The 26,354-nt window shown below is 47.7% G+C and carries 22 protein-coding genes; 10 read left to right on the plus strand and 12 right to left on the minus strand.

What is annotated here, in order from left to right:
- The first annotated feature begins 9 nt into the window (after positions 1–9).
- Positions 10–540: a YceI family protein gene (locus BMZ56_RS21175; protein ID WP_090630528.1), complete on the plus strand. Its 531-nt coding sequence runs from the start codon at positions 10–12 to the stop codon at positions 538–540.
- A gap of 51 nt (positions 541–591) precedes the next feature.
- Here BMZ56_RS21175 and BMZ56_RS21180 read toward each other — a convergent pair whose 3' ends face one another.
- On the minus strand, positions 592–1,647 hold the full coding sequence (locus BMZ56_RS21180; RefSeq protein ID WP_090630930.1) for a DUF2157 domain-containing protein: 1,056 nt from the start codon (positions 1,645–1,647) through the stop codon (positions 592–594).
- Between the two features lie 16 nt (positions 1,648–1,663).
- Positions 1,664–2,854: an aspartyl protease family protein gene (locus BMZ56_RS21185; protein ID WP_177195243.1), complete on the minus strand. Its 1,191-nt coding sequence runs from the start codon at positions 2,852–2,854 to the stop codon at positions 1,664–1,666.
- Positions 2,855–2,982: 128 nt separating this feature from the next.
- Here BMZ56_RS21185 and BMZ56_RS21190 point away from each other — a divergent pair, with 128 nt between their 5' ends.
- The 4 genes from BMZ56_RS21190 to BMZ56_RS21205 are packed head-to-tail and all read left to right on the plus strand — an operon-like array spanning position 2,983 to position 5,666.
- Complete coding sequence (locus BMZ56_RS21190) at positions 2,983–3,942, plus strand: CPBP family intramembrane glutamic endopeptidase (RefSeq protein WP_090630531.1); 960 nt, start codon at positions 2,983–2,985, stop codon at positions 3,940–3,942.
- Positions 3,923–4,144: a putative signal transducing protein gene (locus BMZ56_RS21195; RefSeq protein WP_090630536.1), complete on the plus strand. Its 222-nt coding sequence runs from the start codon at positions 3,923–3,925 to the stop codon at positions 4,142–4,144. Before BMZ56_RS21190 ends, BMZ56_RS21195 begins: the two co-directional genes overlap by 20 nt.
- A 6-nt stretch (positions 4,145–4,150) precedes the next feature.
- Complete coding sequence (locus BMZ56_RS21200; RefSeq protein WP_090630935.1) at positions 4,151–4,972, plus strand: phosphatidate cytidylyltransferase; 822 nt, start codon at positions 4,151–4,153, stop codon at positions 4,970–4,972.
- Between the two features lie 22 nt (positions 4,973–4,994).
- On the plus strand, positions 4,995–5,666 hold the full coding sequence (locus BMZ56_RS21205; protein WP_177195244.1) for a DUF2461 domain-containing protein: 672 nt from the start codon (positions 4,995–4,997) through the stop codon (positions 5,664–5,666).
- Positions 5,667–5,688: 22 nt separating this feature from the next.
- On the opposite strand, the gene BMZ56_RS21210 is transcribed toward BMZ56_RS21205, so the two are convergent.
- Entirely contained in the window at positions 5,689–6,885 is a 1,197-nt protein-coding gene (locus BMZ56_RS21210) for an anhydro-N-acetylmuramic acid kinase (RefSeq protein ID WP_090630539.1), read from the minus strand.
- A 71-nt stretch (positions 6,886–6,956) separates the two neighbouring features.
- On the opposite strand from BMZ56_RS21210, the gene gcvH reads away from it, so the two are divergent.
- Positions 6,957–7,337, plus strand: coding sequence for a glycine cleavage system protein GcvH (gene gcvH / locus BMZ56_RS21215; RefSeq protein WP_090630542.1), 381 nt, complete (start codon positions 6,957–6,959; stop codon positions 7,335–7,337).
- A gap of 97 nt (positions 7,338–7,434) precedes the next feature.
- Positions 7,435–8,049: a VanZ family protein gene (locus tag BMZ56_RS21220; protein WP_090630545.1), complete on the plus strand. Its 615-nt coding sequence runs from the start codon at positions 7,435–7,437 to the stop codon at positions 8,047–8,049.
- Here the strand turns inward: BMZ56_RS21220 and BMZ56_RS21225 are convergent.
- Both BMZ56_RS21225 and rlmN read right to left on the minus strand, forming a co-directional pair.
- Positions 7,936–8,598, minus strand: a complete 663-nt coding sequence (locus BMZ56_RS21225) for a ComF family protein (RefSeq protein WP_090630547.1) — start codon at positions 8,596–8,598, stop codon at positions 7,936–7,938. The two genes, BMZ56_RS21220 and BMZ56_RS21225, sit on opposite strands and share 114 nt — an antisense overlap.
- 13 nt (positions 8,599–8,611) lie before the next feature.
- Positions 8,612–9,673: a dual-specificity RNA methyltransferase RlmN gene (gene rlmN, locus BMZ56_RS21230; protein WP_090630941.1), complete on the minus strand. Its 1,062-nt coding sequence runs from the start codon at positions 9,671–9,673 to the stop codon at positions 8,612–8,614.
- A gap of 142 nt (positions 9,674–9,815) precedes the next feature.
- Between rlmN and BMZ56_RS21235 the strand changes: the two genes are divergently transcribed.
- Positions 9,816–10,988, plus strand: a complete 1,173-nt coding sequence (locus BMZ56_RS21235) for an amidohydrolase family protein (RefSeq protein ID WP_090630550.1) — start codon at positions 9,816–9,818, stop codon at positions 10,986–10,988.
- Between the two features lie 12 nt (positions 10,989–11,000).
- Here BMZ56_RS21235 and BMZ56_RS21240 read toward each other — a convergent pair whose 3' ends face one another.
- Together BMZ56_RS21240 and BMZ56_RS21245 are read right to left on the minus strand one after the other, a co-directional pair.
- Positions 11,001–11,573, minus strand: a complete 573-nt coding sequence (locus BMZ56_RS21240) for a phosphatase PAP2 family protein (RefSeq protein WP_090630552.1) — start codon at positions 11,571–11,573, stop codon at positions 11,001–11,003.
- Positions 11,574–11,672: 99 nt separating this feature from the next.
- A complete protein-coding gene (locus tag BMZ56_RS21245) occupies positions 11,673–13,988 on the minus strand; it encodes a hypothetical protein (protein WP_143072985.1) in 2,316 nt (771 codons plus the stop codon).
- Between the two features lie 181 nt (positions 13,989–14,169).
- Here BMZ56_RS21245 and BMZ56_RS21250 point away from each other — a divergent pair, with 181 nt between their 5' ends.
- Together BMZ56_RS21250 and BMZ56_RS21255 are read left to right on the plus strand one after the other, a co-directional pair.
- A complete protein-coding gene (locus BMZ56_RS21250) occupies positions 14,170–14,628 on the plus strand; it encodes a VOC family protein (protein ID WP_256213851.1) in 459 nt (152 codons plus the stop codon).
- Between the two features lie 23 nt (positions 14,629–14,651).
- Positions 14,652–14,966 carry an MmcQ/YjbR family DNA-binding protein gene (locus BMZ56_RS21255; RefSeq protein WP_090630559.1) on the plus strand — a complete coding sequence of 105 codons (315 nt, stop codon included), beginning with the start codon at positions 14,652–14,654 and terminating at the stop codon, positions 14,964–14,966.
- Positions 14,967–15,035: 69 nt separating this feature from the next.
- Here the strand turns inward: BMZ56_RS21255 and ligD are convergent, their stop codons facing one another.
- The 5 genes from ligD to BMZ56_RS21280 all read right to left on the minus strand — a co-directional run bounded on the left by ligD (position 15,036) and on the right by BMZ56_RS21280 (position 26,188).
- Positions 15,036–17,699 carry a DNA ligase D gene (gene ligD / locus BMZ56_RS21260; RefSeq protein ID WP_090630562.1) on the minus strand — a complete coding sequence of 888 codons (2,664 nt, stop codon included), beginning with the start codon at positions 17,697–17,699 and terminating at the stop codon, positions 15,036–15,038.
- Positions 17,700–17,839: 140 nt separating this feature from the next.
- On the minus strand, positions 17,840–19,534 hold the full coding sequence (locus tag BMZ56_RS21265; protein WP_177195245.1) for an FAD-dependent oxidoreductase: 1,695 nt from the start codon (positions 19,532–19,534) through the stop codon (positions 17,840–17,842).
- Between the two features lie 28 nt (positions 19,535–19,562).
- Entirely contained in the window at positions 19,563–21,239 is a 1,677-nt protein-coding gene (locus BMZ56_RS21270) for an FAD-dependent oxidoreductase (protein WP_090630568.1), read from the minus strand.
- 16 nt (positions 21,240–21,255) lie between these two features.
- Positions 21,256–22,884 (minus strand): RagB/SusD family nutrient uptake outer membrane protein, encoded by a 1,629-nt coding sequence (locus tag BMZ56_RS21275; RefSeq protein ID WP_090630571.1) that lies wholly within the window; start codon positions 22,882–22,884, stop codon positions 21,256–21,258.
- A 10-nt stretch (positions 22,885–22,894) separates the two neighbouring features.
- Positions 22,895–26,188, minus strand: a complete 3,294-nt coding sequence (locus BMZ56_RS21280; RefSeq protein ID WP_177195246.1) for a SusC/RagA family TonB-linked outer membrane protein — start codon at positions 26,186–26,188, stop codon at positions 22,895–22,897.
- Positions 26,189–26,354 lie beyond the last annotated feature (166 nt).

A 26,354-nucleotide genomic window follows, 5' to 3' on the forward strand; every position in this document is an offset into this window, starting at 1 on the left:
GAAAGAATTATGGCAACTACATGGAAATTAGACCCTACCCATTCAGAGGTAGCATTCAAAGTAAAGCATTTGGTTATCACGACCGTTACCGGCTATTTCCGGTCCTTTGATGGAACGGTTGTAACGGAAGATGAAACGGACTTCACTACAGGTAAAGTTAGTTTCAGTATTGATACTTCCAGTATCGATACCAATCAGTCCCAACGGGATGAGCATTTGAAATCAGCCGATTTCTTCAATGCAGCGCAATATCCGCAAATTACGTTCACTTCGACATCAATAGAAGAAAAAGGAAGCGATGCGTTTCTTCTCCATGGCAATTTAACCGTTGGCAACGTGACCAAGCCAATTGCATTCAATGTGGAATTTGGCGGCACAGTGATGGATCCCTATGGTAATTTCAAGGCGGGTTTTGAGGTATCCGGCAAAATAAGCCGGAAGGAATTCGGACTCACCTGGAGTGCCGTAACCGAGGCAGGTGCCGTTGTGGTCAGTGACGATGTGAAAATACAAGCGAGTGTACAGTTCGTAAAGCAATAACCGTTTCATTCTTCTTTCTTCGAGCCCTTATAAGTTTGTTGAACTGCAAACTTATAAGGCTTGCTTTTGGTCGTTTCCTCTCCAAATGCGTTCGGCCCAGCGACCTATGTACCAAAACGAAACGGCCAGTAATAAAAAGAAAATAGTACGGTTGAGGTTATCCCATAAATACTCAAAAAAGCGTGTGTACAGGTTAATGATCAAAAAGACAATGCCAAACTCCCGCGCGATATAGTCCTGTCGTTTAAGTCCATACCATGCCCAGCCCAGCGATACAACCGTAGACAGTAAACCCCAATAGAAGATATGCCATTGACGCACTCCTGCCCATTTATCCATATCGCTGTAGTTACCAAAGATGGATAACAGCCACAAAGCTACCAGTAAGTACGTGAGGCCAATGATATAAGTAAGCGGCTGAAACGGTGCAATGGGTTTGATGCGCCGTTGCCAGGCAAGCGCAAAGCCGGTAAGCAGCGCTCCGAAGAGCGTAAAACGTAGGGGATAATTCATGCCCCAAAATCGGAACCCCCAGTTGCTATGATAAGCCGTTTCTGTTGCAAACCAGATGCCGAAGCTAATCAGTGTAAACAGCCAAATGAGTTTGGACGATAATTTAACGGATAGCACGCCGTATATCACCACCGATGCAAGGAACAATAAGGAAAAATGCCCTGATCCATTGTCGATGATTTTACCCAAATAACCGATGCAGGTGGCGGTGGCAAACACACCTAAGGTCATGAGTGCCTCGTTACTGAACGTCTTATGTGGATGTTTACGTTTGTTTCTGAATCCCCACCCGTAAAACAAAATTGCCAATATGAAGCAGAAAATACAAATCACCGCATCGGGGGTGTCGTAAAGCTTTTCAATCCATCGCAATACCATTTTGTCGGCAAATAACGATAGAAATGCAAGTACCACACACGAAAGTGCTATCCAAAAAGCATATTGAGCCAATCGCTTCCAGTCAAATCCTTTCAACTTATACGAGTCACTCAGTTGGTTGGCCTGTGTCTCCGCAAGCAACCCCTGCTCTTGCCAATGACGGATGGCCTCGTCCAACGTCTCTTTTTCATGCCTGCTAACATCCAGTTTTTTCACGGTGAAATAAATAAGCTTATAAAACACTCAATAACTTCAGGGAAATTTCGATTAACTCTTTATCGCGCCGGATAATCAATCTCACCCGTTTTCTTGCGGACATCAGCGCTTTTTTGTATTGCACAAAATCCTGACTGGCATTATTATTAATGGCAATCAGAACATCTCCCTCTTCAAGCCCCGCCAAGTCGGCAGGAGAGTCTTTGACAATTGAACCGATCACGGTTGCGTTGTTGACGTAGTAAAGCTCCATGCCCGAATAGGAATATTCAAAGGGGTCCCGATAAAGCGTATTGGGCTTCAAATAAATCTCCCGTTGCTGATAGTTGAAAATTACGTTGAAACGCTTCAGGATCTGATTGCCAATTAACCCACCAAGATAAGGATAAGATGTTACGTTAAATTCGTCATCAAACACCATCGTAGGTACCTTTCGAAAGCGATATGGCCCCAATCGGAATTCTCTTACAAGTGTCATGTCCATTGTCAGTTTTCCGCCTACACCGTGAGCTTGTATCGGGAACCGCTTGCGCTTTTTGCGGAGAACGATGCTATCCTGCTCGAAATCCTGTGACAATACCAATGATAGGCCCGCTCCGATATCAAACAAAAAGCGGGTGGTTATCTTGCGGTGATCGCGTATGCGGGCTGATTGAACGGGAAGTGTCCGGATAAAAGGCTTCAGCAAATGCCCTCCCCGGGGATATTTGATTGGGCCTTGAGAACATATCTCGATTTCTTGGATGTCGTAATCGATTTTGACGATATACCTACTGAGTAACGAGTAGCCGATCACCCCGTCTATCCGCACACCGTATACATACGATAAAAATTGATAATCGTTGATGTGAAAATTAAGACTATCCACTGTCAGTTCATTTAATTTCAGCTTTTTATTGTAAATAAATTCGGCTTTTCGCAGGCCAGCAATCCCCCGGATGTTGATTTCCGAGGGCACAGGCGTCAGTCCGAGCAAACTTGCGGTTGTGGAGTCCAATGAAATACCGCTGCTACCCGTGTCCAAAATAAATAGTAGCGTATCTGCATGGCCAACCAGTGTCGCTTTTAGGAGAATGACACTTTCTGCCGCGAGCAAAAAAGGGACGGTAGTCAGCGTCCGAGCGGGCGGTGAGACATACTCTTCTTGAGCGACCGCGGAAAACCAGTTGGCCATCAACCATGCAAGCAGAAGTGGTAAGGCTTTCATGTGAGCCCTTATTTACAATACTAGTTATTTTCAAACTTACGCTTTCTTGGAGTTATACACAACAATCGCCCCCTATTTCCTAGTGTCCGTCGCAATCCGTATCTTCATCCCCAAATTTAAAACACCTGATGATCGAACAACGTACGATCCATGGAGGTGCCTCCGATCAAGAAGGAAGCCATCCCATGAAGTCCCTGATTCTGCTGTTGCTTTTGGCTTTCTCGGGCGCGATTGTCTTGGGCGCGATTTCTGTTTTTCTGGGTTTGTTTGTTGCGGGCGCATCCATTGGAAACCTGGGCGACGCACTGTCGGAAAGTACTACGCATGTTGGTTTCCTAAAAATCGTACAGGCCGGATCGAGCATTGGAATGTTTGTTTTGCCTGCCTTGCTGTTAGGAATCATGGAAAAGCGGGAGCATACGTACTTGGATTTCAAAACGCAGGTAAATCCGTCGTTGTGGTTTATGGTGGTGGCCATCATGTTTTTCTCCGCACCTGTTTTTGAGCAAGCCATCAAGCTAAATGAACAAATGCAGCTTCCTGAAGCACTGGCCGGGTTAGAGAATTGGATGAAGGCTAAGGAGGCCGAGCAGGAACGATTGACAAATCTGCTGTTGTCTGATACCACATACACAGGCCTGTTAACCAGCCTGATCGTTGTTGCGGTCATTGCCGCCATCGGTGAAGAGTTCCTTTTCCGGGGGTGTGTACAAGGCATCCTAGCCCGTTGGTTTAAAAATCCCCATACGGCTATTTGGTTGACCGCTGTTATTTTTAGTGCAATCCATCTGCAATTCTATGGCTTCCTCCCACGGATGTTGTTAGGGGCGCTCTTTGGATACCTGCTGTTTTGGGGCAAAAATATCTGGCTGCCTGTGTTGGCGCACTTTATCAACAATGCTACAGCTACTGTTTCGGTGTTTTACTTGAAAAGACAGGGTAAGTCGCTCGATGAATTGGACTTTTCAGAGCAGATTCCCAATTACCTGTATGTTATTAGTCTGATACTTGCCGTTGTCCTGCTGTATCAATATTATAAAACCGCTACCAAACAAAATACACGGAGTTATGGAAAAACACTGGATTAAATTGTTTGTTACTCCCAATCCCATTCGGGCGGAAATTGTCAAACAAATGTTGGAAGAACATCAGGTACCTGCCGTGGTCATTAATAAGCAGGACTCGTCCTATCGGTTTGGACAGATTGAATTGTACGTGCACGAGTCGCAGGAGTCTTTGGCACGGGAGCTATTGGCAGACAATGAATACGGGGCTCATGAAGAAAACTAGGTGGCCATGAGAACACGAGCGATTACTGCCCTCTTTTTTGTTATCATCGTCCTCGCTTCGATAGTACTAAATGCCTATTTATTCGCTGGTTTTTTCATGGTGCTGAGCGCGTGCTGTCTCTATGAATTCTATCGGATAATCGGGGACGCGCATGGCAAACCGGCTTCTTGGTTGGGAATAGGGTTGGGTGGACTCCTATTCGGACTGTATGCGGGGTATCGATTGGGTGATCTTTCCCCCAATTTCCTGTTAGCAATCGTTCCACTGGCAGCTGTTGTATTTATTGCTCCGCTTTACCAAAAAGATTCCGATAAACCGTTTGCAGGTATCGCATACACGTATTTGGGAGTCGTATATGTCGTTTTGCCTTTTTTATCTTTTTTCGCACTGGGATTTCTGGAAGGAATTTACGACTACCGCCTGCCTTTGGGTTTTATGTTGATTTTATGGGGCAATGATACAGGAGCCTACTTGGTGGGGAAATTTTTCGGCAGGCGACGTCTTTTTGAACGTATTTCTCCCAAAAAAACATGGGAAGGACTGGCGGGAGGGATCCTGCTCGCGCTGGTTGTCTCGCTGATACTGGCCCATTATTTCACCGCTTTGGGTGTTTGGAAATGGATAGGTGTAGCCTTGCTGGTTTCGATATTCGGCACCTTCGGCGATCTGGTGGAATCCATGCTTAAGCGCAGTCAGCAAGTAAAAGATTCGGGGGCCGTGTTACCTGGGCACGGTGGGTTGCTTGACCGCTTCGATGGGTTATTATTGGCCGCACCGGCGGTGTTGGCATTGCTCAAGATCTGGTTATCGTTACAAAATCCAGGCTAATGTTATTAAATAAATAATCGTTATGCAATTGTTCATACATCCTGATACGTTTGGTTTTCTCGCAGCTGTTAAAGAAAACAACGATCGCGACTGGTTTCAACAGCACCGTGAAGCTTACGAGAACGCTTGGGAGAACATGAAAGATTTTACCCAGGCGGTTATCAAGGGGCTTGCAGAAACCGACCGTTATATTTCGGAAGACATACCCGTATCAAAATGCCTGTTCCGGATCTATCGCGATACCCGGTTTAGCAAGGATAAGACGCCGTATAAAACGTGGCTCGGTGCTGGTATATCCACCGCGGGGCGAAAATTGAACGGTCCGGAATATTACTTGCATATCCAACCCGGCAACAGTTTTGCTGCAGGAGGGTATTGGCGACCGGAAAAAGATCATTTGGCGGCTATCCGGCAAGAAATTGACTATAATGGTGCCGAGCTGTCGGCGATCCTGGAGGAAGCCACCTTTAAAAAAAATTGCCAATTAGATATGCAGGATACGTTGAAACGGCCCCCAGCCGGATATGACGACGACCATCCTCACATCGAATGGATTAAACTTAAAAGCTTTACCGCGATCGAATCGTTCAAAGACAACGAATTGTCTGGTGCCGGCGGGTTGGAGAAGGTGCTGCAGGCATTCCGTCGCATGTACGCGTTTAAGTTGTTCCTTCATCAAGCATTGGGGGAGTAAAAACGGGTGCGGATACGAGCGGTTACTCCGGAAAGCTGATCTTTCCCATGCATATTGCCGGAGTATTCATGATCGCTTTCACATGGGCAGCATTTCCGGCCAGGGTTTCATTGGCCAGCAATGCAAATAGTGCTGCTTCCTTCGCGTCAGATTGAAACCCTAATTCGTCAAAAGGGCAAATTTCCAACTCAAGCAGTTCCGCTTTAATGAGATGCATAAGTATCGGATTGTGCAGTCCGCCGCCGCTTACATAAATCCGCGGGAGGCCAGCCACGCTCAAAGTACGCCGGATAGCGGCTGCGATGGTTGTGGCCGAAAAGGCACACAGCGTAGCCATCACATCGCTTTCTGGTAATTCGACTGTCTCTGAGGCTTTCTGCGCCGCTAACAAGTAGTCAAGATTAAATAATTCTGGACCCGTGGTTTTGGGAAAGGGCAGATCAAAAAAGCCATGACTAAGCAGCGCTTTCAGCAATGGACTACTGATCGTTCCAGCCGCCGCCAGGTGCCCACCCTCATCCATTTCGGTACCTATCCGCTGCTGCATGTATTGGTTCATGAGCGTATTTCCTGGTCCGGTGTCCGTAGCGAAACACGGCTTTCCTGAACACGAGGCCGGAAGGAATGTAAAATTGGCGATACCTCCAATGTTGAGTAACACACGGGTTTCTTTTTCGGTCGTAAACAACAGGTAATCGCCGTAGGCAGCCAACGGAGCACCTTCGCCACCCGCTGCAACGTGTTTTTGGCGGAAGTCAGACACCGTAATGATCCCGGTAGTCCTGGCCAATTGGTCGCCGTCGCCAATCTGCAACGTACTATTAGGATAATCGGTGTTCCCGGTAAGAGACTGCGGAGCATGAAAAACAGTTTGTCCGTGACTGGCAACAAGATCAATTTCACTATTGGCAATCCCCCATTCATTCAGCGCCTCGTTTACCAATGCACCGTGGACTTGTCCCACCCATGCATGCAATCCACTAAGTATTTGCTGATCGATAATCCGTTTGGCAAATACTTCCCGAATGCGGCTCCGGAATTTGTCGGTATAAGGTTTGGTGCCGAAGCGGACGACAGATAGTTTGGTTTCAGGGCCGTCGCCGATGATGCGGCACAGGACGATATCTAGCCCGTCGAGTGAGGTGCCCGACATCAGGCCGATAATCATTCGCTCGTTCCCGCCGGCGATCGCGTATAATCGCTCAATCCACTTGTTCATTGTGTATAAAGATAGGCATTTTGCAGTTTCATGATATAATCCTATTTTTGAGAAATTTTAGTTACAACTCAATGACTTTTCCAACAGATTTAAAGTACACGAAAGATCACGAGTGGATTCGTGTAGCCGGCGATGAAGCCATTGTTGGCATTACCGATTTCGCGCAGCGTGAGCTAGGAGATATCGTATTTATCGACATCAACACAATCGGTGAAGAAGTAGCACGGGACGAGGTCTTCGGTACGGTAGAGGCAGTAAAAACCGTGTCGGACTTATTTATGCCGGTATCGGCCACCGTGTTATCCGTTAATGAAAAGATAGACGGTTCCCCAGAGTTGGTTAACCAAGACCCATATGGTGAAGGGTGGCTGGTGCGTGTGAAACTCAATAATCCAGCCGATGTTAACGGATTACTTTCGGCGGCCGACTACGAGGCACAGGTATCCGCGTAACGAAACCGTTTAATGAGAAAGCACAATACGTGCCAGCCAACAGGTATTGCGTTTTGGCATTATACATTGTAATGACACATAGCGATCAACAGAGAATATGAAGCATTATGGTTGGGCGATGCTGTGGGCGGTGGTTGTTTTGGTGTTGTGCAGCATCCCTTCAGAAAGTACAGATGATATTCCCAAGTTTCCCGGCATCGATAAACTCGTACATAGCGGTTTCTTTTTCGTATTTACGGTGTTGCTTTATTACGGTGCAATCCGGAAAGCGGGCACATCCCGGCCTTCGTGGGGCATTACCATCCGGGTTATTGTTTTTTCGTTTTTGTTTGCATTGTTTACTGAATTCTTACAGTGGAAGATATTCACCTACCGCTCTGCTGAGATTTGGGATTTGTTTGCCGATATAGTAGGTACCGGAATGGGGGTATTCGCTTATCTACTGTTACACAATTCATACCGTGTAAAAGCCCGTACGGCCAATTTCGTAATCGGCGCAGTAATGGTTGTAAATTTATCAGCATGTGGGGTCTTTCGTAAGGGGTGCAAATGCCCGCCTGTTCATCGGTATGTACCGACTGCAGTCCGCCACGCGTCGTTACAAAGCTTTGGCAATGGTCACACAGTTAACGTTGAGCGCTCCACCCGCCAAAAGAGCCTCAGCGCAGGCTTCGAGGGTGGCACCCGTGGTCAATACATCGTCTACCAATAGTACATGCTTCCCTGCAATGACCGCGGCGTCGTTCAGTCGAAACGCAGCTTCCATATTTTTATATCGTTCATAGCGGGTTTTTGTAGTTTGACTTTGTGTAGCCCGATGCCGGGTCAAACATTCGGCTGTAGGCTTCTGCATGGAACGGGAAAGTCCCTGTGCAAAGTAAGCACTCTGATTATATCCCCGCTTGCGCAGTTTTTTGGGATGCAGGGGCACGGGTACAATTACCTCCGCCTCAGCAAATGGTGTTGTTTCAAGCAATACGGCACCGTACTTTTCGCCCAATAAGGTGCCTATTTCCGGGCGGTTTCGGTATTTCAGTTGGTGGATAATCCGCTGCACACGAGACGAGCCGACAAAGTGTAAGAACGACGCAGTTTGCCCTGTGCCCGAGGTGGCCATTTGGTCGTGTGCAAAGGTAAAGGGGAGGTGGTACCAACAAGATGTACAAATGAGTTTCTCGCCGTAAACAAGCGGCGTGTCACACCCGGCACATGTTTCAGGAAAGAAAAGCGAGGCAAGGTCGGTTAGGTAACGGTTGATCATCGTCAAACCTTTTTTACACGAGCGGTTTTTCGGTTTCTTTGATGGCTAATTGACCACAGGCCGCATCAATATCCTTCCCCCTGCTTCGCCGGACATTGGTGATGATGCCCTTTTTACGTAAGAAGTTGGCAAAACGGTCTATTTTGTCTTCGGAAGCATTTTCAAAGTCTGCGAAGGCAATCGGGTTATACTCAATAATGTTTACTTTGCAGGGAAGGTGTTTACAGAAGGCAGCCAACTCCTGGGCGTCGACGAGATCGTCATTGACCCCATTGAACACAATGTATTCGTAAGTGACCGGGTTTTTGGTTTTAGCATAATAATATTTCAGCGCTTCCGCCAATGCCCGCAACGAATTCTGTTCGTTGATGGGCATAATTTCATTTCGTTTTTGATCGTTGGCTGCATGCAGTGATAAAGCGAGGTTAAAGCGGACTTGATCGTCACCCAGTTTTTTGATCATCTTGGCAATGCCGGCTGTGGATACGGTGATTCGCTTTGCGGCCATATTCAATCCGTCAGGGGCGGTGATGCGTGCTACAGATGCCAGTACGTTGGCATAATTGAGCAGTGGTTCGCCCATGCCCATATAAACAATGTTGGTGAGCGGCTGTCCGTAATGTTCCTGAGCTTGTCTGCTGATAAGTACCACTTGATCATAGATTTCGTCTGCGTGGAGGTTGCGCTTGCGATCCATATAACCTGTTGCACAAAATTTGCAAGTAAGGCTGCATCCAACCTGTGAACTCACGCAGGCCGTCATCCGGTCGGGCGCAGGAATCAACACGCCCTCCACAATGTTGCCGTCATACAGTACAAAGCTGCTTTTTATGGTGCTGTCTGCACTATGCTGCGCTTGCCCCACGCTAGCGGCGTGAATGGAAAAAGTTTCCTTCAGTACATTACGCAGATGTTTGCTGAGGTTGCTCATCTGATCGAAATCTGTACAAGATCTTTTCCAGAGCCATTCATAGATTTGCTTGGCCCGAAACGCTTGCTCTCCCATAGACGTTAATTGGCTATGGAGTTGTTCCAAGGACAGTTTGCGGATATCGATTTTGGATTTGCCTTCAATCACGATACAAAGATACGGCTTTTTCTATTTTGTTAAACTTTTTGGTTAAACACCAAAAAAAACGCATATTTGCTATTGTTTAGTTTTCAAATTAAGCCTAGCCTGAATGACGCTATACATATCACAAAAAACCTAGCATGCTATGAACACTTTTTTTTCTGCGGATTATGTTGTGCCGGTTACTAGCAAAGCTGTCAAGAATGGTATCGTTGAAATTACGGACGATGGCGTCATCGTGGGAGTTTATCCGCCGGACCATCCGAACCTTTTGGGCCGAACAATCAATCGGAAAAAGGGGATGATCGTACCGGGGTTTGTCAATACGCATTGCCACCTGGAGCTGTCTCACATGGCAGGTGTTATTCCCAAACATACCGGATTAATACCTTTTCTCCAACAGGTTATTTCCATGCGCACTGTTAACGAGGATCAGATTCAGAAAGCGATGAAAGCGGCAGATAGGCAGCTTTATAACAATGGCGTCGTAGCGGTGGGAGATCACGTCAACACGGGTATCTCGGCAGCGGTAAAAGCGCACAGTAACATTCACTATCATACATTTGTTGAGGTGCTCGGATTTGAACCGGAAGCAGCTGCTCAAATATTGGCAGCGGCCCGGGAAACCGCTTTGCTTTTTAAGAATACCACGTCCATTACGGCACATGCGCCTTACTCCGTATCAAAGGAACTGTTCAGGCTACTCAACGAGGAGGCTGTTATGTCGAAAATGCCCCTAAGTGTGCATAATCAGGAAAGCGAGGAGGAAAATCGGTTGTTCCGCTATAAAGCGGGCCAATTTTTAGATTTCTATCGTGCACTTGGCAGAGACATCTCCGGATTCAAGGCGCAGGCGCGGAATTCCTTGCAAACATTTATGTCCTATTTATCGCCTGAGATACCTGTTTTGTTGGTACACAATACCTTTTCCTCTTCCAAAGACATTTATTTTATCGAACGTCAAGGACGAAATGTCTCTTGGTGTTTCTGCCCCAATGCCAATCTTTACATAGAAGGAGTTATTCCAAAGTTGAGAAATTTCATGACCTATCCCCATAAGATCACATTAGGTACAGACAGCCTTGCCTCCAATGATCGCCTGTGTTTATTATCGGAACTAAAAACGCTACATAAACATTTTCCCGAACTCCTTTTTGGCGAAACCATTAAGTGGGCCACCCTCAACGGAGCGCAGTTTCTCGGAATAGCTGAAAAGTACGGTTCATTGGAAGTTGGCAAAGCACCGGGGCTGAATTTGCTCACCCATTCCAATGGGGTTGGCATTACTCCCGATACAGAGGTAGTGCGTTTAATTTAGCGGCCTGTCGGGTCAATTCAATAGCCAAAAGGTGGCACCTAAAATAGCGCCGAGGATGACCCCGACGACGATTTCTTTCCATACATGACGTTTGAGTTGAATCCGCGACCATGCCAGTAGGGGAGCAAATAGCAAAAAGGCAGACCCTGCAATTCCATTGAAATGGAAAATCAAAAATCCGAGAAAGACATGGAATGCAAGGTGCATGGAAGCTTTTACTCGTGTATTAACCACCTGTGCGGTAATCAACAATATCAATGCGCACATTACCGCCAGCCGCAAGGTTCGTTCCTGATGAGTCAGCCAAATAATAAGCGTAACCACAAACAATAAAAGGGTGGTTGTGATGAACCATTTCTGCCGCTGCGTTTGATCGGATACATCCAGGTTGGTATAGGTCCCTTTGCGTACTCCCCGTAGGGTCGCAATCCCGATTGGAACAAAAATACCACCAATGATTAGCAGCGAAAGATAAGTAGCTTGTCTGGCCGATTCGATGCTGAATAACAGAAAAACGACAAATATCGGGACGGTCAGGAATGGATGACCAAGCGTAGAAATCAGTTTTGCAATTGTTGTCTTCAAGTGTATACCATTGATAAAGCTATTGCTCGACCTTGCGAAGGTAACCAAACTTTTGTAACCTAGCAATTTTACGGCTCATCGCCCGGGTTGTCAACGCGATTACTTCATCATTCGAAGGGATACATACATGGTGTCAATCGCTGCGGATTGCAGCATCCGGGTAAGGGGCACCGGTTTATTCAGTGGAAATGAATACGCAGTATCCGGAGCGATGACCCTTCGTAAAATATTTCGATAGCTAAATTGCTCATGTCCGCCAAATGGACTTTGGAATGCCGCGGTAAGTGTGTTGAGTACCGAAGCGGCACGGAATCGGACATCGTCTTTTGCTGCATCCATGTTGGTATTTACAATATTGATGCAAACAAACCTCACCTTATAGGGCGCGTTCGGTTTTGAATTCACATAGCGTCGCAGTGTTTCGTAGATTTCCAACGTAGTCGCGGTACCGGAATTTTCGTAGATTCCACCGTCAATCAGTCGGCCAGCGCCATCTAGGTAGTTGTATGCATTGATGATGGGGAAAGCCTGACTTTGGTTTACACAGGTAATTAATGGAATGCTGTAGTTGGGATGATGTTGCTTAAATAACGCATATAAGTCCGTACCAAGGCTGAAGCTCGCGAGATTTACGGGGGCGAAGACCCCCCGTTGCCCTGTTTCCACAATAGCGCTGTTGATAAAGAAAAGTGGCAATGTGGTGTTGAATTTCATGGAGTCGCTTGTCGACTCCGATGGATCGTCTATCGCCTGCAAATAGGGTCGAAGGTAATCGGTTTTGAAAAAACCATCGATTTGGTCCGCATTCAATGCAGGGGTAGCCTCCGCGTAACCCTGTATCTCTTCCTGCTGAAAATAGTAGTTCCGGTCTTTTGGAAATGCGTTCCGATTGCCCCATAGCCTTCTGGATAACGCGTATTTGACCCCTTCAAAACCATCGCCGATCAATGCGCCCCAAAAGGAGCTGCTCAGGTAATTCCGGGCATACAAGATTTTCATGCGGGGTGCTACCGATGCAGGCTGTGCAGGTACCTTCAGGTAGCGATCGGCTAAGTACATCGCTGCACCGGATGTAGAACCGGAAACCGTGGAGATGGAAAATACGTTTTCCGCAAACCGGTTGGAAGGAGTGCTTTTTAAGCTATCCAGGTAGTTCATCGCCATAAAAAGCCATACAGCGGCACGCGAACCACCTCCTTGCCCGGATACGAGGTATACATTAAGCGTATCACCGGTATGTGCAACCCGGTCTTGCGCCCAACGGTCAAAATAAGCAGTCAGCGAAGGTCTCGTATCTGCGGCAGATACCTGGCTAGGTTGAATCAGCTGTTTGCGGATCCGATGCGAATTAACCGAGTTGAAAAAGAATAAAAAAAGGAAGGCCAATGCAAATAGCCGGATTAGGGGACGATACCAAATCCATACCGGACGCCCCAACGGCTGGCCGTTATAAATCCACGTAAGACTCAGCTGTGCAGTAATAAAGACATCTGCCAAAAAAAGAAAAAGGGAAATCGCTGTAATTAAAATGAAGATCGGAGAAAAAAAGCCGATTTCAACCGGCCATCCGCGGCCATTGCAGGATTGCAAAAGTATAGCCAACAGCAGCATACAGGATAATGAGCAGATATGAATGTATTTGCTGACATAATACGACAGCCCGATGTTTTTCACGTCCACATTTTCCGCAAATTTCATATAGGTGTAGTTGGCAAGAATGCCGATAAAGTTGGCTCCGATGACCAATGCGGTCAATCCCGTCCGGCTATGGCGTAACCCATATCCAGCGAGGCCAACCAACACCAGGAAAACCAAAAAAAGCAAGGCCATCAATCCCACGTAGCGGAGCGCTTTGCTGCGGGCCGCTGCGGTATTTCCGTTTGCTGCACTGTCCCATAATCGTTGAAAGACACGCGGTACACTTTTTCGATAGCGCCAGTCCAACAGGAAAATTCCCGCCACCAATAGGATCAGCGTAAGTATGCCGATGAAGGCTTTGGTAGGAAAGAACGAGGTAACCGTTACATAAAGAAAAATTACCCAGGGCAAGCTGGCGAAATACCGTATCGGAAATTGTTGCTTCCCTTCTACCGAATCACCGTTATACAGTGCGATGAGACCACCGTACAGCGATTGGGAATTGGCGAACCTTCTGGTGACAGCCCGCCAAATGTCAATTGCCAACACGGGGATGGCCCAATTAATTAATGCCAAAAGCGAAAACGAAGCGATCAATAACGGAATATTTACATAGCCGTGCTGGGGAGGCTCCACCAAGCTTACCACGATGTCCCGGCCCACTTGTACTTTCCATAAAATTACGGGTACCAATAGCGATAAAAGTATGTAAAAGAGATTGAGTTTGACGGTGTTGTACAACCTCAGCAAAAAGCCGTAGCATGTTTTCGTTTTCATGATCATGACTAAAAAAACTGGCCGGCAAACATACCGACCAGTGGGTTTACCCATTTAGGGTCTCGCAAACCAACAAATGCTTAATTATCAAGACAGATCCATTAAAATCAAGATAAAATTCGGTCAAAGTTGATCAAAAAGCAATACCCAATAATCGGTATTTTATAGCTAAGTTTGCGTAATGAAGAATATTACACGAACTGTATTGCTTATGGGGATAATCGTTGCAGGACTAGTAACACCTGCCGACGCCCAGGAAAAGAAACCTGCGTTAAATCACATGGCCCTTTCGGTCTACAATCTTCAAAAAAGCACGGTCTTTTACCGCGATGTCCTACAGCTGGATACCGTACCGGAACCCTTTCACGATGGCAAACACACGTGGCTCAAAATTGGCCCAGGCAGCTATATGCATTTGATTGAAGGTGCTCCAGAGATCAGGGAGCATGACATGGCGACACACACGTGTTTCAGTGTGCCTTCCGTGACAGATTTTATCGCCCGTCTTGACCAATTCGGGGTTCCCTATAGTAACTGGCAGGGAGAGAAACAACAGGTAACCATTCGCGTGGATGGCATCAAGCAGATTTACCTTCAGGATCCAGACGGCTATTGGATAGAGATCAATGACGACTATTAATCGAAAGAGCAGTATCAAATGACATGATAAACGGAGATACATTTGCCGAAATGGCGCTGTCTTTTCCGGGGACGGAGCAAAAGCCTCATTTTGACCGGATGGGTTTTCGCATAACCGGGAAGCGTATGTTTGCGACGTATTTGGCCATTGACAATACAGCCAATATTTTCCTTACTCCCAGTGAGCAGGCGCTGTTTTGTGCGATGGATGCGGTTCATATTTACCCTGTTCCCAACAAATGGGGCGAAAAGGGAGCCACTACTTTCCAATTGAACCGTGTTGCCAAAGAACTCGTATTGGAAGCGCTACTGTCCGCCTACAACGATGTTCGGCTTTAGATCCAGCGACGCACCGTAGCTGTATAAGTAAGGTATTCGTTCCCGAACTGTTTTTCAAGATACCGCTCTTCACTCGAAAACCGATTGCGCTTTTTGAATGGTTTTTTTTAAATCGATTCCTTTTCCCAGCACACCCTTAAACAGATCTCCCGTTTCCTTCAAGCGGTCGTACGCATTGTGAATGGTAAAGTCGCTCATCTTTAGACCAGGCTTCACTTCATCCCATGTCAAGGGCATAGATACTGTAGCTCCGGGTTTCGGTCGCAGTGAATACGGCCCGGCGATGGTAGCTCCGGGTCTATTCTGCAAGAAATCAAGGTACATTTTCCCTTTTCGGCTGTTCACTTTCCGTTCCAAGGTGGTGAAATCGGGTAGCTGCTCATGCACGAGGTTGACGATTATCTTGGCAAAAAGCTGCGATTGATCATAGGTATACGTTGCGCCCAACGGAATATAAACGTGAATGCCTGTAGAACCGGATGTCTTCGCATATCCGGGTACGTCAAGTGCGTCCAGTACCTTTTTGACTTCCTGCGCAGCTTGGATCACCTGCTCAAAAGTGTTTTTATCCGGGTCAAGATCAATTACGCAATAGTCGGGATTGTCGGGAGACTGGACGCGGCTGAACCAGGGGTTCATCTCAATGCAGGCTAAAGATGCCATCCACAGTAGCGTAGCTTCATCATCGCCTACCAGGTATTCTTTATGCTCGCCTTCGCTGGTTACATAAGGATAGGTTTTCGTTACCCAGTCCGGCGCTTTTCCTTTAATGTCTTTCTGATAGAAACTGGGCCCTTTGATGCCATTTGGAAAGCGGTTTAGCGACATGGGACGATCTTTCAGGTACGGAAGGATGTAATCGGCCATGCGGTAATAGTAGTTGAATAGATCCCGTTTTGTAATGCCCTCGCCGGGCCAATATACCTTGCTCAGATGAGTGAATTTCAGCTCCTTGCCGTTTATTTTACGTACCTGCGTTTCCTCACGCGGATTCAGTACGGTGCGTCGGTCTTTGGGCGCTTTGCTTTCCGCTTCCGCTACGGTGCTTTCGGCGTCGGCTGGTTTTTCTAGCACTACTTGATTGGCATCTTTGTCGTCGCGCATCCCTTTGAAAGAAGCCTGCCGGAATATACCCTCGCTGGTCACTTCAGCATAATTAACCTCGCACACCAGTTCCGGTTTCAGCCAAGTGGGTGTTGCGCCAAGGCGCTGTGGACGGAAGCGGGAAGGCTTATCCACGTCGGGCACGGTGTCGAAGGGACTTTTCCGGGTGATCAGCGGCTTGAAGCGCTTCATCATCTCTTGCTGCTGTTTGTCTGAGAAACCGGTTCCCACTTTGCCTGCATAGCGGAGGGTTTTGCCTTCATATGTGCCCAGCACCAGTGCACTGAATGCTTTGGACGTGCCTTGGTTTCGGGTAAATCCCGCGATGACCACTTCCTGGCGGCGCTGTACCTTGATCTTCAACCATTCTTTTGAGCGGAGATCGGAAGTATACCTACTGTCCGCCTTTTTGGCGATGATCCCCTCCAGCCCTACTTGTTCGGCGGCATCGAAAAACTCAATGCCCCGGGCAGCGAATACCCTGCTCAGGCGGATACGCGTGTCGTCGGTTGGCAGAATGTCGTGCAAGATGGCCTGCCGTTCGGAAAGCGGCAAATCCATTAGATTTTTTCCCTCGTACCAGAGCATATCAAACACGTAGTATACCAGGTTTCCATCTGCTTCGCTTCGCCAATTCTGCAAAGCTCCGAAATCGGATAACCCTTTGTCGTCCAGAACGACTAGCTCACCATCGATCACGGCGTTGATGCGCCACGTTTTCAGCAAATCTATGATGGGGTAGTATTTGTCAAATGGAATACTGTTGCGTGAGGCCAGCTTTACGGCGGTTTTGCTTATCCGGGCAATGGCCCGGTAGCCGTCCCATTTCACCTCGTACACCCAGTCCGGATCGTCAAAAGGTTCGTCGATGAGGGTGGCTTTCATAGGCTTGACTTTATCGGGAGCGGGCGATTTAGGTGCGTTTTTCAGCAGTGTGGCTACATCGAGTTTTTTGGGTTCAGCACTTTCGTCAACTTGCTCCGCAAGGTGTTCGTCGGCTTCCTTTGACTTCTTAATATCCGTTTCGCGGCCGTTGCGCCATACTTTGTCACTGCTTTTTTCCATGGCAGCTAGGGTTTTGCCCGAAAGCACCGATTTGTCCTTTTTGGTGATATCTGATTTGCTAGCAAACTCATCTTTGTGCTTAATCAGCAGCCAACCATTTTCGCCCATGCCGGAGGTCTTGACCAGCGCATACTCTCCTTGAAGCTTTTGACCATGTAGCCGGATTTTCAACGATCCTTTGTGAAGTTGCTCCAGCAGGTGCTTTTCCTGTGCCTTCTTGGTCTTCAGCGCCTCGATCGGTTCATACGTACCTTCATCCCATACAATGACGGTGCCACCTCCATATTCACCTTTGGGAATGATACCCTCAAATAACCGGTAATCCATCGGATGATCCTCCACTTCCATCGCCAGTCGCTTGGTCTGTGGGTCGGTAGAAGGGCCCTTGGGCACCGCCCAGCTTTTCAGTACGCCGCCCATTTCCAGGCGGAAGTCATAATGCAATCGCGAAGCATCGTGCTTTTGCACGACAAAAGTGAGTAGCTTCCTGTCGGGACTTTTGCCTGCTTTCGGCTCGCTGGTTTTTTTGAAATCCCTTTTTTTTCGGTACTGATCAAGCGTCATAGCCTCTAAATAACATCAGTAGGCGGATTCAGTTTTAAGAAATACCAGAATAGCACCCTCCCTTTGACAGGGGGGTGCTTGCACGACAAGAAGAGTTCCTCATCAGGTTTCGATAATGCGACGGTCGCTCAATTGACTCTTTAGTCAACGGGCCATTCCAACCGCTGCCCCTTGGCCCGCAGTTTCGCAAGATAGGTTTTCATCTCGATATCTTGCACACGTACATTTTCTCTGAGTGCTTGACTCGCGGCAATACCTGCCGACTCGCCCAGAATCATGAAGACGGGCTCCATGCGTGCGGAAGCGTACCCCACATGGGTTGCCGAAAAACACACCGGCACCAAGAGGTTCGTACATTCGCTTTTTTTGGGCACAATTGCGTTATACGGTATCTGGTAGGGTATCTTGGTAGGTCCGGTGGCTCCGCCTACAAACATGTTGCCTTCTGCGGCGACAAACGTATCTTCGCCGCGTTTCAATACAAAGCGTCGGGAAGGGTAGGTGTCGATACCATATTGCGCTAATCCGATCGGATCATTTACTCGATGCTTGTTGTATACATCATTCTGGGTCACCGTGTAGTTGCCATCAAGTCTCCGCGTAATGCGTACATAGAGCTGTTGCGGCCAACCATACGTGTCTGGAAAATGCCGTTTGTCGAAACCCAGTTGAGCCGTTTTCTTGCGGAATTTTTCGGGCACGCGCGCATCGGTAGTTAAGAACGTGTAAACGCCGCTTAAATAATCTTGGTGATATTTCCAGATTTCAGCCTTTTTGGCATAATCCCCGTCGGCGTATTCCTGGCTTACCGCTAATGGGGCCATCGTAAATAGACTCGCTCGTTGGTAATTATAATCATTGGAATTGCGCCAGCCCGGAAAAATATAATTTAAATAGATATCGATGCTGTCAGCCGGTTTGTGCTCCGTTACATAGGTTACGTAGCGGCCGATTAGCTCGAAATCTGACGGATCGTAATTTTTGGGAGAGGCAATGGGAGCGCGATATGCGGGTTGATCCGTTAGATAGAACCGGAAATTGTAGGCTTGGGTATACGGATCGGCGCTGCCCACCGGTTTCCCATGGTCTGCTACTACTAAGGGAAGCAAACCACTCGTTTCGTCGCCGGGGATTTTGTATGGGTCAATCGGGGCAAGATGGATGGGGGGCCTTACTCCTGCAAGGCTTTCCCCAAATGCGTCCGAAGATTCCCTGCCTGTCCGATAGCTTACTCCGGCCTCGGCCATTAAGTCGCCTTCGTAACTGGCATCGATAAATATTTTTGCACGGACTAACAGATTCCTTTTTTGGGTGGGAGTCGGTATTGGACATCCCGTTGAATCAGGGGGCGCAAGATCAAACCAGACACGGTTGATTCGGGCGGCATCTTTTTCCACTTCTGAAACCCGATGTTCATAGACAATCGGAATTTGATGGGCCGTCAGCAGTTTCCTGAAGTCGTCTTGCAGCACTTTCGGACTCATGTAACTTCCTATTGCTTCTCTCACATCTTTTTCCGTCGGCTTAGGATCGATATCACCCATGCCAAGCGTCAATAAAAGGTCTCGGGTAATACCCCCTACCGCTTCAAAATTGGGGCAGTCTTGTATGGGTTTCAGGCCGGCGGCCAATATACCGCCGGCCCATCTGCTAGGTTCTACGATTAAAACTTGGTTGCCCTCATCTGCTGCCGCAATGGCCGCAGTAATGCCGGATGGGGTGGCACCATAAATGCAAACATCGGCTTCAAAACTATGGGTTGGGGTCTGAGCATACGAAGAAAAATCCAGTTGGAAGATCAGCAAAAGGCAGCTCATCGATTTAAATCGCATCATTTTATTTTTAGTTGTCATTGCTCTTGATTTATTTTCTCAATTCAGATACGGGTATTCGTTGGTATTCCTCGGGATGGGTTTCCCATCTCGGCGTTTCTTCTTGAGGGATACCGAAAATGTTGGAGCGCCAGCCGATATCATATCCCAGGCCATCCCATTTCACAATCTGACCGTATTGTTCTAATTTTTTTGTTAATTGAGCGCCGTCAATATCTTGTACAGCACACCGGCTCTTCAATGCCAATGAAGCCGCAATACCCGCCGACTCGCCCATAACCATGTAAGTAGCCTCCATTCTGATCGATGAATACGCTACATGGCTGGCCGACATGCAAAGCGGGACCAGCAAATTTTGGCATTCCTTTTTTTGGGGTGTAATCGCCCCGTACGGTATTTGATACGGTCCGGGCGAAACGAGCTGGAATACGTTACCTTCCTGTGCCAATGTACCGTCATCCAGAACAACCAAGCGATTTGGATAGATATCTACTTTATAATAACCTAAACCAATGGGTGTCTTGATATCGGTTTGTAACTGAAGGTCTTGCTGCTTCATCACGTACGCCCCAACCATTCGTCTTCCGCCTCGTATGTATAAAAATGGCCAGCCATCCGTGTCTTCGTTTATGCCGGATATGAATCGAAATTCGGTCTGAGTAAAATCCGTAAGCGTTTTTACATGGTCGATGAATGACTGCCAGACCTTCGAGCGGATCTCCCAGTTGCCATCGGGGTAATCAAGCTGTGCACCCGGCAAAGCGCCTGTCATCAACTCACCTCTTCTGAAATTTTCCTCGGGCCAAGTAACTTCATATCCGGCATTCTTATAACGTTTCAGTAACTCGTAAACATCTTTATTTTTCTTCTCAGGAGGGCCAATAGGTATTCCCGGATGCTCTTTAGAAGGATTTCGCTCCCAGGCAAGTTTGAAATTATAGCCCATGAAAAATCGGCTGGAATCACCTACTTTTCCCAATGGATCAGGCGTAATGCATGAAAGGATACCACTGCTTGGATTTCCCGGCTCCACGTAAGGATCCACGCCAGGGAATGTTTGGCTAATGACTGTTCCCGCTAAGGATTCTCCATATTCCGCGATCGATTCTTTTCCCACACGGTAGGATACGCCTGAAAAAGCCATCAGATCTCCTTCGTAACTGGCATCAATAAAGATGGTTGCAGATACTTCAATTAACGCATCGGAAAGCGGATGAACGGGTGGCACCCCGTTTTTGCCCGGAGGCGCATATTCAAACCGAGCTTTCCGTATGGTTTCATCCGATTTTTCAACGGATTCAAGGCGGTGATCGGTGATGACGGTTATACGCTCTTTGTAACGATCCATCATCGCTTGCAACGTGGCGATATTGAAGGCCTCCGCCGCTTGATAGTGTCTGAGCGGAGGTAACGATACATCTCTTTTATAGAAATCGCCGGTCAGTCCACCCAAATGTGCCCCACTTGGGGCATCCTGCTGCATTCGGAAGCCAGACCCTAGCAGCCCACCAATTTTATGCACCGGTTCAACAATTACCACGGTATTACCCTCCCGCGCAACGGCAATTGCCGAAAAAATACCAGCAGGGCTGGCCCCATATACACATACATCGGCAGATATCGCTCGATCGATTTCCTGTGAGGATGAATGAAAAGGAATGCAAAGAAATAAACTAGTAACTATGAATATAAAAATGTTGTTGTTCATGATGTTTCTAAATGATTTAATACCCTGGATTCTGAGCTAAATTCGGATTGATGTCAATTTCATTTTGTGGGATGGGCCACAGGTAATCGACATTCTCCCGAAAGAAAAGCTCCTTGACGAAATAGTAGCCATTTTCGTCTACGGTGAACTTGGTATAGTTCTCCGGGCTATTGGTCAATTTCATGCCATACATTTTCGCCCGGAGGTTGATATGGGCTGTTTTCCACCGGAAGAGGTCAAACAGCCTCAAACCCTCGAATGCCAATTCAACCCGCCTTTCCCGGCGCAGAATGGCCCGAAGTGCAGCTGGGTCGGTAGTTGTCACGGGTGGCAAACCGGTAGAAGCTCTTGTCCGGGTTTGGTTAATGGTCAGATCCAACAGGCTTCGATCAACCGGGAGCCCTGCTTCAATCTGGCATTCCAGATAGCTCAACAGCACTTCAGCATACCTGATTACTGGGAAATCGCCACCATAATTTAATATAGCTCCTTGATACCCTTCGTCAGCGAATTTTTTGAGGGCATAGCCGCTCCAATCCCGTCTTGTCAGTTGATCCGGGTAGACGTTTGGATTGGAGTCTGGATGCGCAATGTATAGCCGGTTTCTGAACACCGTGTATTCGGGTATGAATAGAGTTTGATACAACCGCGGATCCCTATTGTCATAGGGTTTATCCGGATTATAATGACGTGATTCCTCTATGGGCAAGCCGTCCTCACATTCGTACGTTTCTACCAGGTTGTTGTAGCAGTTTATTTGGTGCCAGCCCCCATACATAAAAGGTACTACCGCTTGTTGTATTTGCGTAGTATAGTCATTCTCCATGTATTTGATACTAAGGATAATCTCCTTGCTCGTTTCGCCTTCGTCTTCAAATAGCTGTTTATACCGTGGGTCGATCTCATATACACCTAAATCGACGATGGATTTATACGTTTGCAACGCTTCGACCCACATCCCTTCCGCCATTTGTAGCCGACCCAGTATGGCGAGAGCCGCACCTTTGGTAGCCCGGCCGTGTTCCGCCGCCGGTCGGCTCTCCGGCAACTGTTCCGCTGCCGAACTTAATTCGCTAAGTACAAAATCAACAACTTCACGCTTTGAGTTTCTGGCAATTGTGTTGGCTTCCTGTGCAGTGAGCATATTGGTAACCAGCGGAACGCCGCCCCAGTAGAGGCTCATATTGAAATAAAAGTAAGCCCTCATAAACCGCGCTTCGGCGGCCATCTCTGTTTTTTTGGCCTCGTCCATTTCAACGGAAGAAATGTTTTCAAGAAAATTATTGCATTTTGCGATCTGTTCGTAACTGCTAGACCAAAGCGAATTCACAACCCCGTATGAAGCATTCAGCTGACCATTGTTGAAATCGGTGATCTGTTTATCCTTTTCGTAACCATTATCGGTTGTGAGATCTAACCGGAACAACGTATTGCCGCTGAAAAAATTAAAAGTACCTTGGCCGTGTGGGTCCTTTCCGGACCGATAGACGCCCACCAGTCCGCGCATCGCATCGCTTTCACTTTTCCAGAAGGTTTGGGTGGATAGTTCATCCAATGGCTGTACTTCCAATAGGTTGCTGCAAGCCGCTGTTAAGCATAAGATTGCAATCAGTAGTGGTGCAACAGGTTTTTTATGTTTGATCATGATAGTCGGATTAAAAATTTACATTGACGCCGAATGTATAGACGGTGGTAGGGGGATAGTTGTTCCCGCTTTCGGGATCCCAGCCGGGATAATAGCTATCCAATGAAAGGAGGTTGCGGGCAGCGACGTATACTCTGAAGCGATTTAAAGCGGAAACAAACGAGCTAGGGATTGTATAGCCCAATTGAAGATTGCTTAATCTCAGAAAAGACGCGTCCCGTAACCAATAGGAAGATACCCAGTTGTGTACACTGCCGGCACTGAGTACCAGCGCGCGTGGATAGATGGCGTCCCGATTCGGGTTTTCGGGTGTCCACCGGTTATCGTACATCCATTCCTGCACATTACTGCCCAAGAGCAGGCCTCGGCCCTGTTCGTTGCCGCTCAACGATCGTTGAAATCCGCCTAATCCGCGAAGCTGTACAGATAGGTCGAAACTGCCGTATGTTGCCCCCATTGTCAGGCCATAGGTATATTTCGGAAGTCTGCTTCCGATAACTTTCCGGTCATAATCCGGATCGACGACGCCGTCGGGCACTCCGTCCTGGCCGCCGATGTCTTTAAATCGGTATTCACCCGGGAAAGCAGCGTAGGGCTGACCGGGGTAGTTGGCGATGTCGGTCTCATCGATAAACAGGCCATCTACTTCGTAGCCATAGAAGGCTTCAAGCGGGTAGCCTACCAACAATCCGTTGGCCAGGTCACGCTCAATATCGGCGAGTTGCAAAACTTTGTTCTTCACGGCGGAGAAATTGACCGCAACGTTGTACGAGAACTTGCCGAAGTCATTGTTGTGCCTGACATTAAAGTCCCATCCCTTGTTTTCCACTTTGCCCGCGTTTTGTTCCGAAGAAGCAAGTCCAAGTACGCTTGAAGTGGATACTTTGTATAGGATGTCCATTGTTTTCTTGTAGAAATACTCCGCTTCGATACCGAGCTTCCCGTTGAACATATTGAGATCCAAACCAATGTTTGACACTTCAGTGGTTTCCCAGGTGATGTGCTGGTTCGGCACAACCGTTGCGGATACGCCGGGCGACAAAATTTCCGGACTCCCCAACGGATAATCCAATCCGGTGGTAAGAACCTGCTGATACGGGTACAATCCAATCTCCTGATTTCCCAATCGCCCATAAGAGGCGCGTACCTTGAGCAATTCTATCCATTCAAACGCTTGCCGGAAAAAATCCTCCTTCGATAGAATCCAGCCCGCAGAAAACGAGGGGAACAAGCCATATCGGTTGCTTTTAGGAAAGCGGGAAGAACCGTCGTACCGTATATTCGCCTCAAAAAGGTATTTGTCATCAAAGGAATAATTGAACCGTCCGAAAAATGACCGTAGTGCCCATTCCTGGCCGGAACCGCCGTTTCGCATATTATTTTGCGATCCGGCATTAATTTCATAGAGTGAGTTGTTGGTGAAATTATCCCGGAAGGCACTGGTCCAATTGCTTTTAGATGCCTCCTGGGAGTAACCTCCCAACAGGTGGAAGGTATGCCGGGGCAGCGAGAGATCATAGTCGGCCAATAATTGCAGCGTTGTCAGGGAGCTGTTGTCGTTCCGGACCGTTAGCTGGGCCGGGCCCTCTGTGTAAAATTCATCTACCACTAGCTCGGCACCATACATCTTGTCGTTGATGGCATCCAGCAGGTAGCCGGCTTTTCCGCTTATTTTGAGCGATTTAAAAGGGCTATATTCCAATTCGGCGCTACCTAGAAAATTATTGTTCTTGGTATTACTGAAAGATTCGCTATCCAGCCACCCCGCGGTAGTAAATCCCGATGTGTTGCCATACGTGCCATCTGATTTCCTGGCCGGAATGGTGTTGGGAATCTTGATGCCATACGTAATTAAGCCATTGATGTTTTTTTGTCCATTGGCTCCTGCGCTAACAGGTTCGTTTTCCGTTCCCTGTTTGCCTGATAGCCTGACTTTCAAATTCAATTTATCGTTCAGCCGACTATCCAAATTCAGGCGCAGGTTGTAACGCTCGAACGATGATTTTTTGACCAATCCCTCCTGGTTTAGGTAGCCCACCGAAAACAGATACGAATGTGAGCGGGTACCGCCTGAAAAGCTGACATCGTGGTTGGTTTGAAGACCGCTTCCTGAGTTAAGCAGATCTTCATAGTGATTCGCATTGGCGTAATTGTCTGGGTCGATTCCCGACTTGAACTTCTCAATTTCCTCGTCGGTATACACTCGGCTTCTACCTTCGTTTGTTGCGGCTTCGTTCATAAATTCCGCATATTTCCAGGAATCTACCAATTGCACCAGCGAGGTGGGTTTTTGAACGCCGATATACCCGGTGTAATTCAGTCTCATTTTCCCTTCTTCGCCTTGCTTGGTTTCGATCAGAATGACACCGTTTGCAGCACGTGCACCGTAAATCGAGGCGGATGAAGCATCCTTCAATACCGATATGCTTTTGATATCACTCGGATTTACATCGTTAATTGATGCAGCGATACCGTCGATCAATACCAAAGGATTGTTTCCGGCAGAGCTGAAAGTGCCCATGCCACGGATCAGGATTCTTCCTTGGTCGTTGCCCGGCTGACCGGAATTTTGAATGACCGTGACGCCGCTCACGGCTCCCGAGAGTGCTTGAGAGGCCTGGGTGAGCGTCTGTTTCTCGATGTCCTTTTCGTTGACGGTGGCAACCGAACCGGTGAGATTGACTTTCTTCTGTGTGCCATACCCCACCACCACCACTTCATCCAGGTCGCTTAGTGAGGGAGTCATGGAAACGTCGATGGTATTTTGATTGCCGATCGTGCGCTCGGAACGGTCGAAACCGACGATGCTAAATACAAGTATTTTTGCACCTTCTGGAACAGAGATCCGGTAGTTTCCCTCGGAATCCGTCGTGGTTGCCGTTGTGGTTCCTTGAATCGTGGCGGTCACTCCTTCCAGCGGATTCCCCTGCTCATCCGTTATGCGGCCAGTGAGAAAGCGCTGTTGCTGAATCGGCTGCTCGGTGTGACGATCGATCATTCGGGAAATTTGTGTTTTTCGCTTTTTGATAACAATGGTCTTGTTCTTCATGTACCAATCCAGCTCTTTTTTTTCCAGTATGGCTAACATGGCGTCTTTCAACGAGGCTTGTTTCAGCTCCACACTGACAGGAGTGGAAGCGATGTCTTTGCCCAGGAAAAAGAATGAATAGCCCTGCTGCCGCTGGATTTCCGTCATGACTTCTTCCAGTGTGGCACGCTGTACCGAAAGGGTTAATTTTTGCGCATGGCTGCTGGCGATCGCCTGAAATAGCATCGCAAAGGTGAAGAAAACCGTTAATTTCATAATTAGGATATAACGGTATGGCATGGCATACCCCGCCCTTTTTACACATCGTGTAAAACTCATATATTTGTTCTGTTTGGATGGTTAAAAAATCAGTTAATACAGGTGCGCATTACGTGCACCGAAAGACGTCCAGACATTTTCCGGGTGGTGTAGCAGCACCATC

Origin of the sequence: Parapedobacter indicus (assembly GCF_900113765.1) — a bacterium.
GTDB classification, from domain to species: domain Bacteria; phylum Bacteroidota; class Bacteroidia; order Sphingobacteriales; family Sphingobacteriaceae; genus Parapedobacter; species Parapedobacter indicus.

What these genes read in the sequence shown, in the direction of transcription:
- BMZ56_RS21175 (WP_090630528.1), top strand. Translation starts at nt 10, where the DNA reads ATGGCAACTACATGGAAATTAGACCCTACCCATTCAGAGGTAGCATTC.
- BMZ56_RS21185 (WP_177195243.1), bottom strand. Translation starts at nt 2,854, where the DNA reads ATGAAAGCCTTACCACTTCTGCTTGCATGGTTGATGGCCAACTGGTTT.
- BMZ56_RS21190 (WP_090630531.1), top strand. Translation starts at nt 2,983, where the DNA reads ATGATCGAACAACGTACGATCCATGGAGGTGCCTCCGATCAAGAAGGA.
- BMZ56_RS21195 (WP_090630536.1), top strand. Translation starts at nt 3,923, where the DNA reads ATGGAAAAACACTGGATTAAATTGTTTGTTACTCCCAATCCCATTCGG.
- BMZ56_RS21200 (WP_090630935.1), top strand. Translation starts at nt 4,151, where the DNA reads ATGAGAACACGAGCGATTACTGCCCTCTTTTTTGTTATCATCGTCCTC.
- BMZ56_RS21205 (WP_177195244.1), top strand. Translation starts at nt 4,995, where the DNA reads ATGCAATTGTTCATACATCCTGATACGTTTGGTTTTCTCGCAGCTGTT.
- BMZ56_RS21210 (WP_090630539.1), bottom strand. Translation starts at nt 6,885, where the DNA reads ATGAACAAGTGGATTGAGCGATTATACGCGATCGCCGGCGGGAACGAG.
- gcvH (WP_090630542.1), top strand. Translation starts at nt 6,957, where the DNA reads ATGACTTTTCCAACAGATTTAAAGTACACGAAAGATCACGAGTGGATT.
- BMZ56_RS21220 (WP_090630545.1), top strand. Translation starts at nt 7,435, where the DNA reads ATGAAGCATTATGGTTGGGCGATGCTGTGGGCGGTGGTTGTTTTGGTG.
- BMZ56_RS21225 (WP_090630547.1), bottom strand. Translation starts at nt 8,598, where the DNA reads ATGATCAACCGTTACCTAACCGACCTTGCCTCGCTTTTCTTTCCTGAA.
- BMZ56_RS21235 (WP_090630550.1), top strand. Translation starts at nt 9,816, where the DNA reads ATGAACACTTTTTTTTCTGCGGATTATGTTGTGCCGGTTACTAGCAAA.
- BMZ56_RS21245 (WP_143072985.1), bottom strand. Translation starts at nt 13,988, where the DNA reads ATGAAAACGAAAACATGCTACGGCTTTTTGCTGAGGTTGTACAACACC.
- BMZ56_RS21250 (WP_256213851.1), top strand. Translation starts at nt 14,170, where the DNA reads ATGAAGAATATTACACGAACTGTATTGCTTATGGGGATAATCGTTGCA.
- BMZ56_RS21255 (WP_090630559.1), top strand. Translation starts at nt 14,652, where the DNA reads ATGATAAACGGAGATACATTTGCCGAAATGGCGCTGTCTTTTCCGGGG.
- ligD (WP_090630562.1), bottom strand. Translation starts at nt 17,699, where the DNA reads ATGACGCTTGATCAGTACCGAAAAAAAAGGGATTTCAAAAAAACCAGC.
- BMZ56_RS21265 (WP_177195245.1), bottom strand. Translation starts at nt 19,534, where the DNA reads ATGATGCGATTTAAATCGATGAGCTGCCTTTTGCTGATCTTCCAACTG.
- BMZ56_RS21270 (WP_090630568.1), bottom strand. Translation starts at nt 21,239, where the DNA reads ATGAACAACAACATTTTTATATTCATAGTTACTAGTTTATTTCTTTGC.
- BMZ56_RS21275 (WP_090630571.1), bottom strand. Translation starts at nt 22,884, where the DNA reads ATGATCAAACATAAAAAACCTGTTGCACCACTACTGATTGCAATCTTA.
- BMZ56_RS21280 (WP_177195246.1), bottom strand. Translation starts at nt 26,188, where the DNA reads ATGAAATTAACGGTTTTCTTCACCTTTGCGATGCTATTTCAGGCGATC.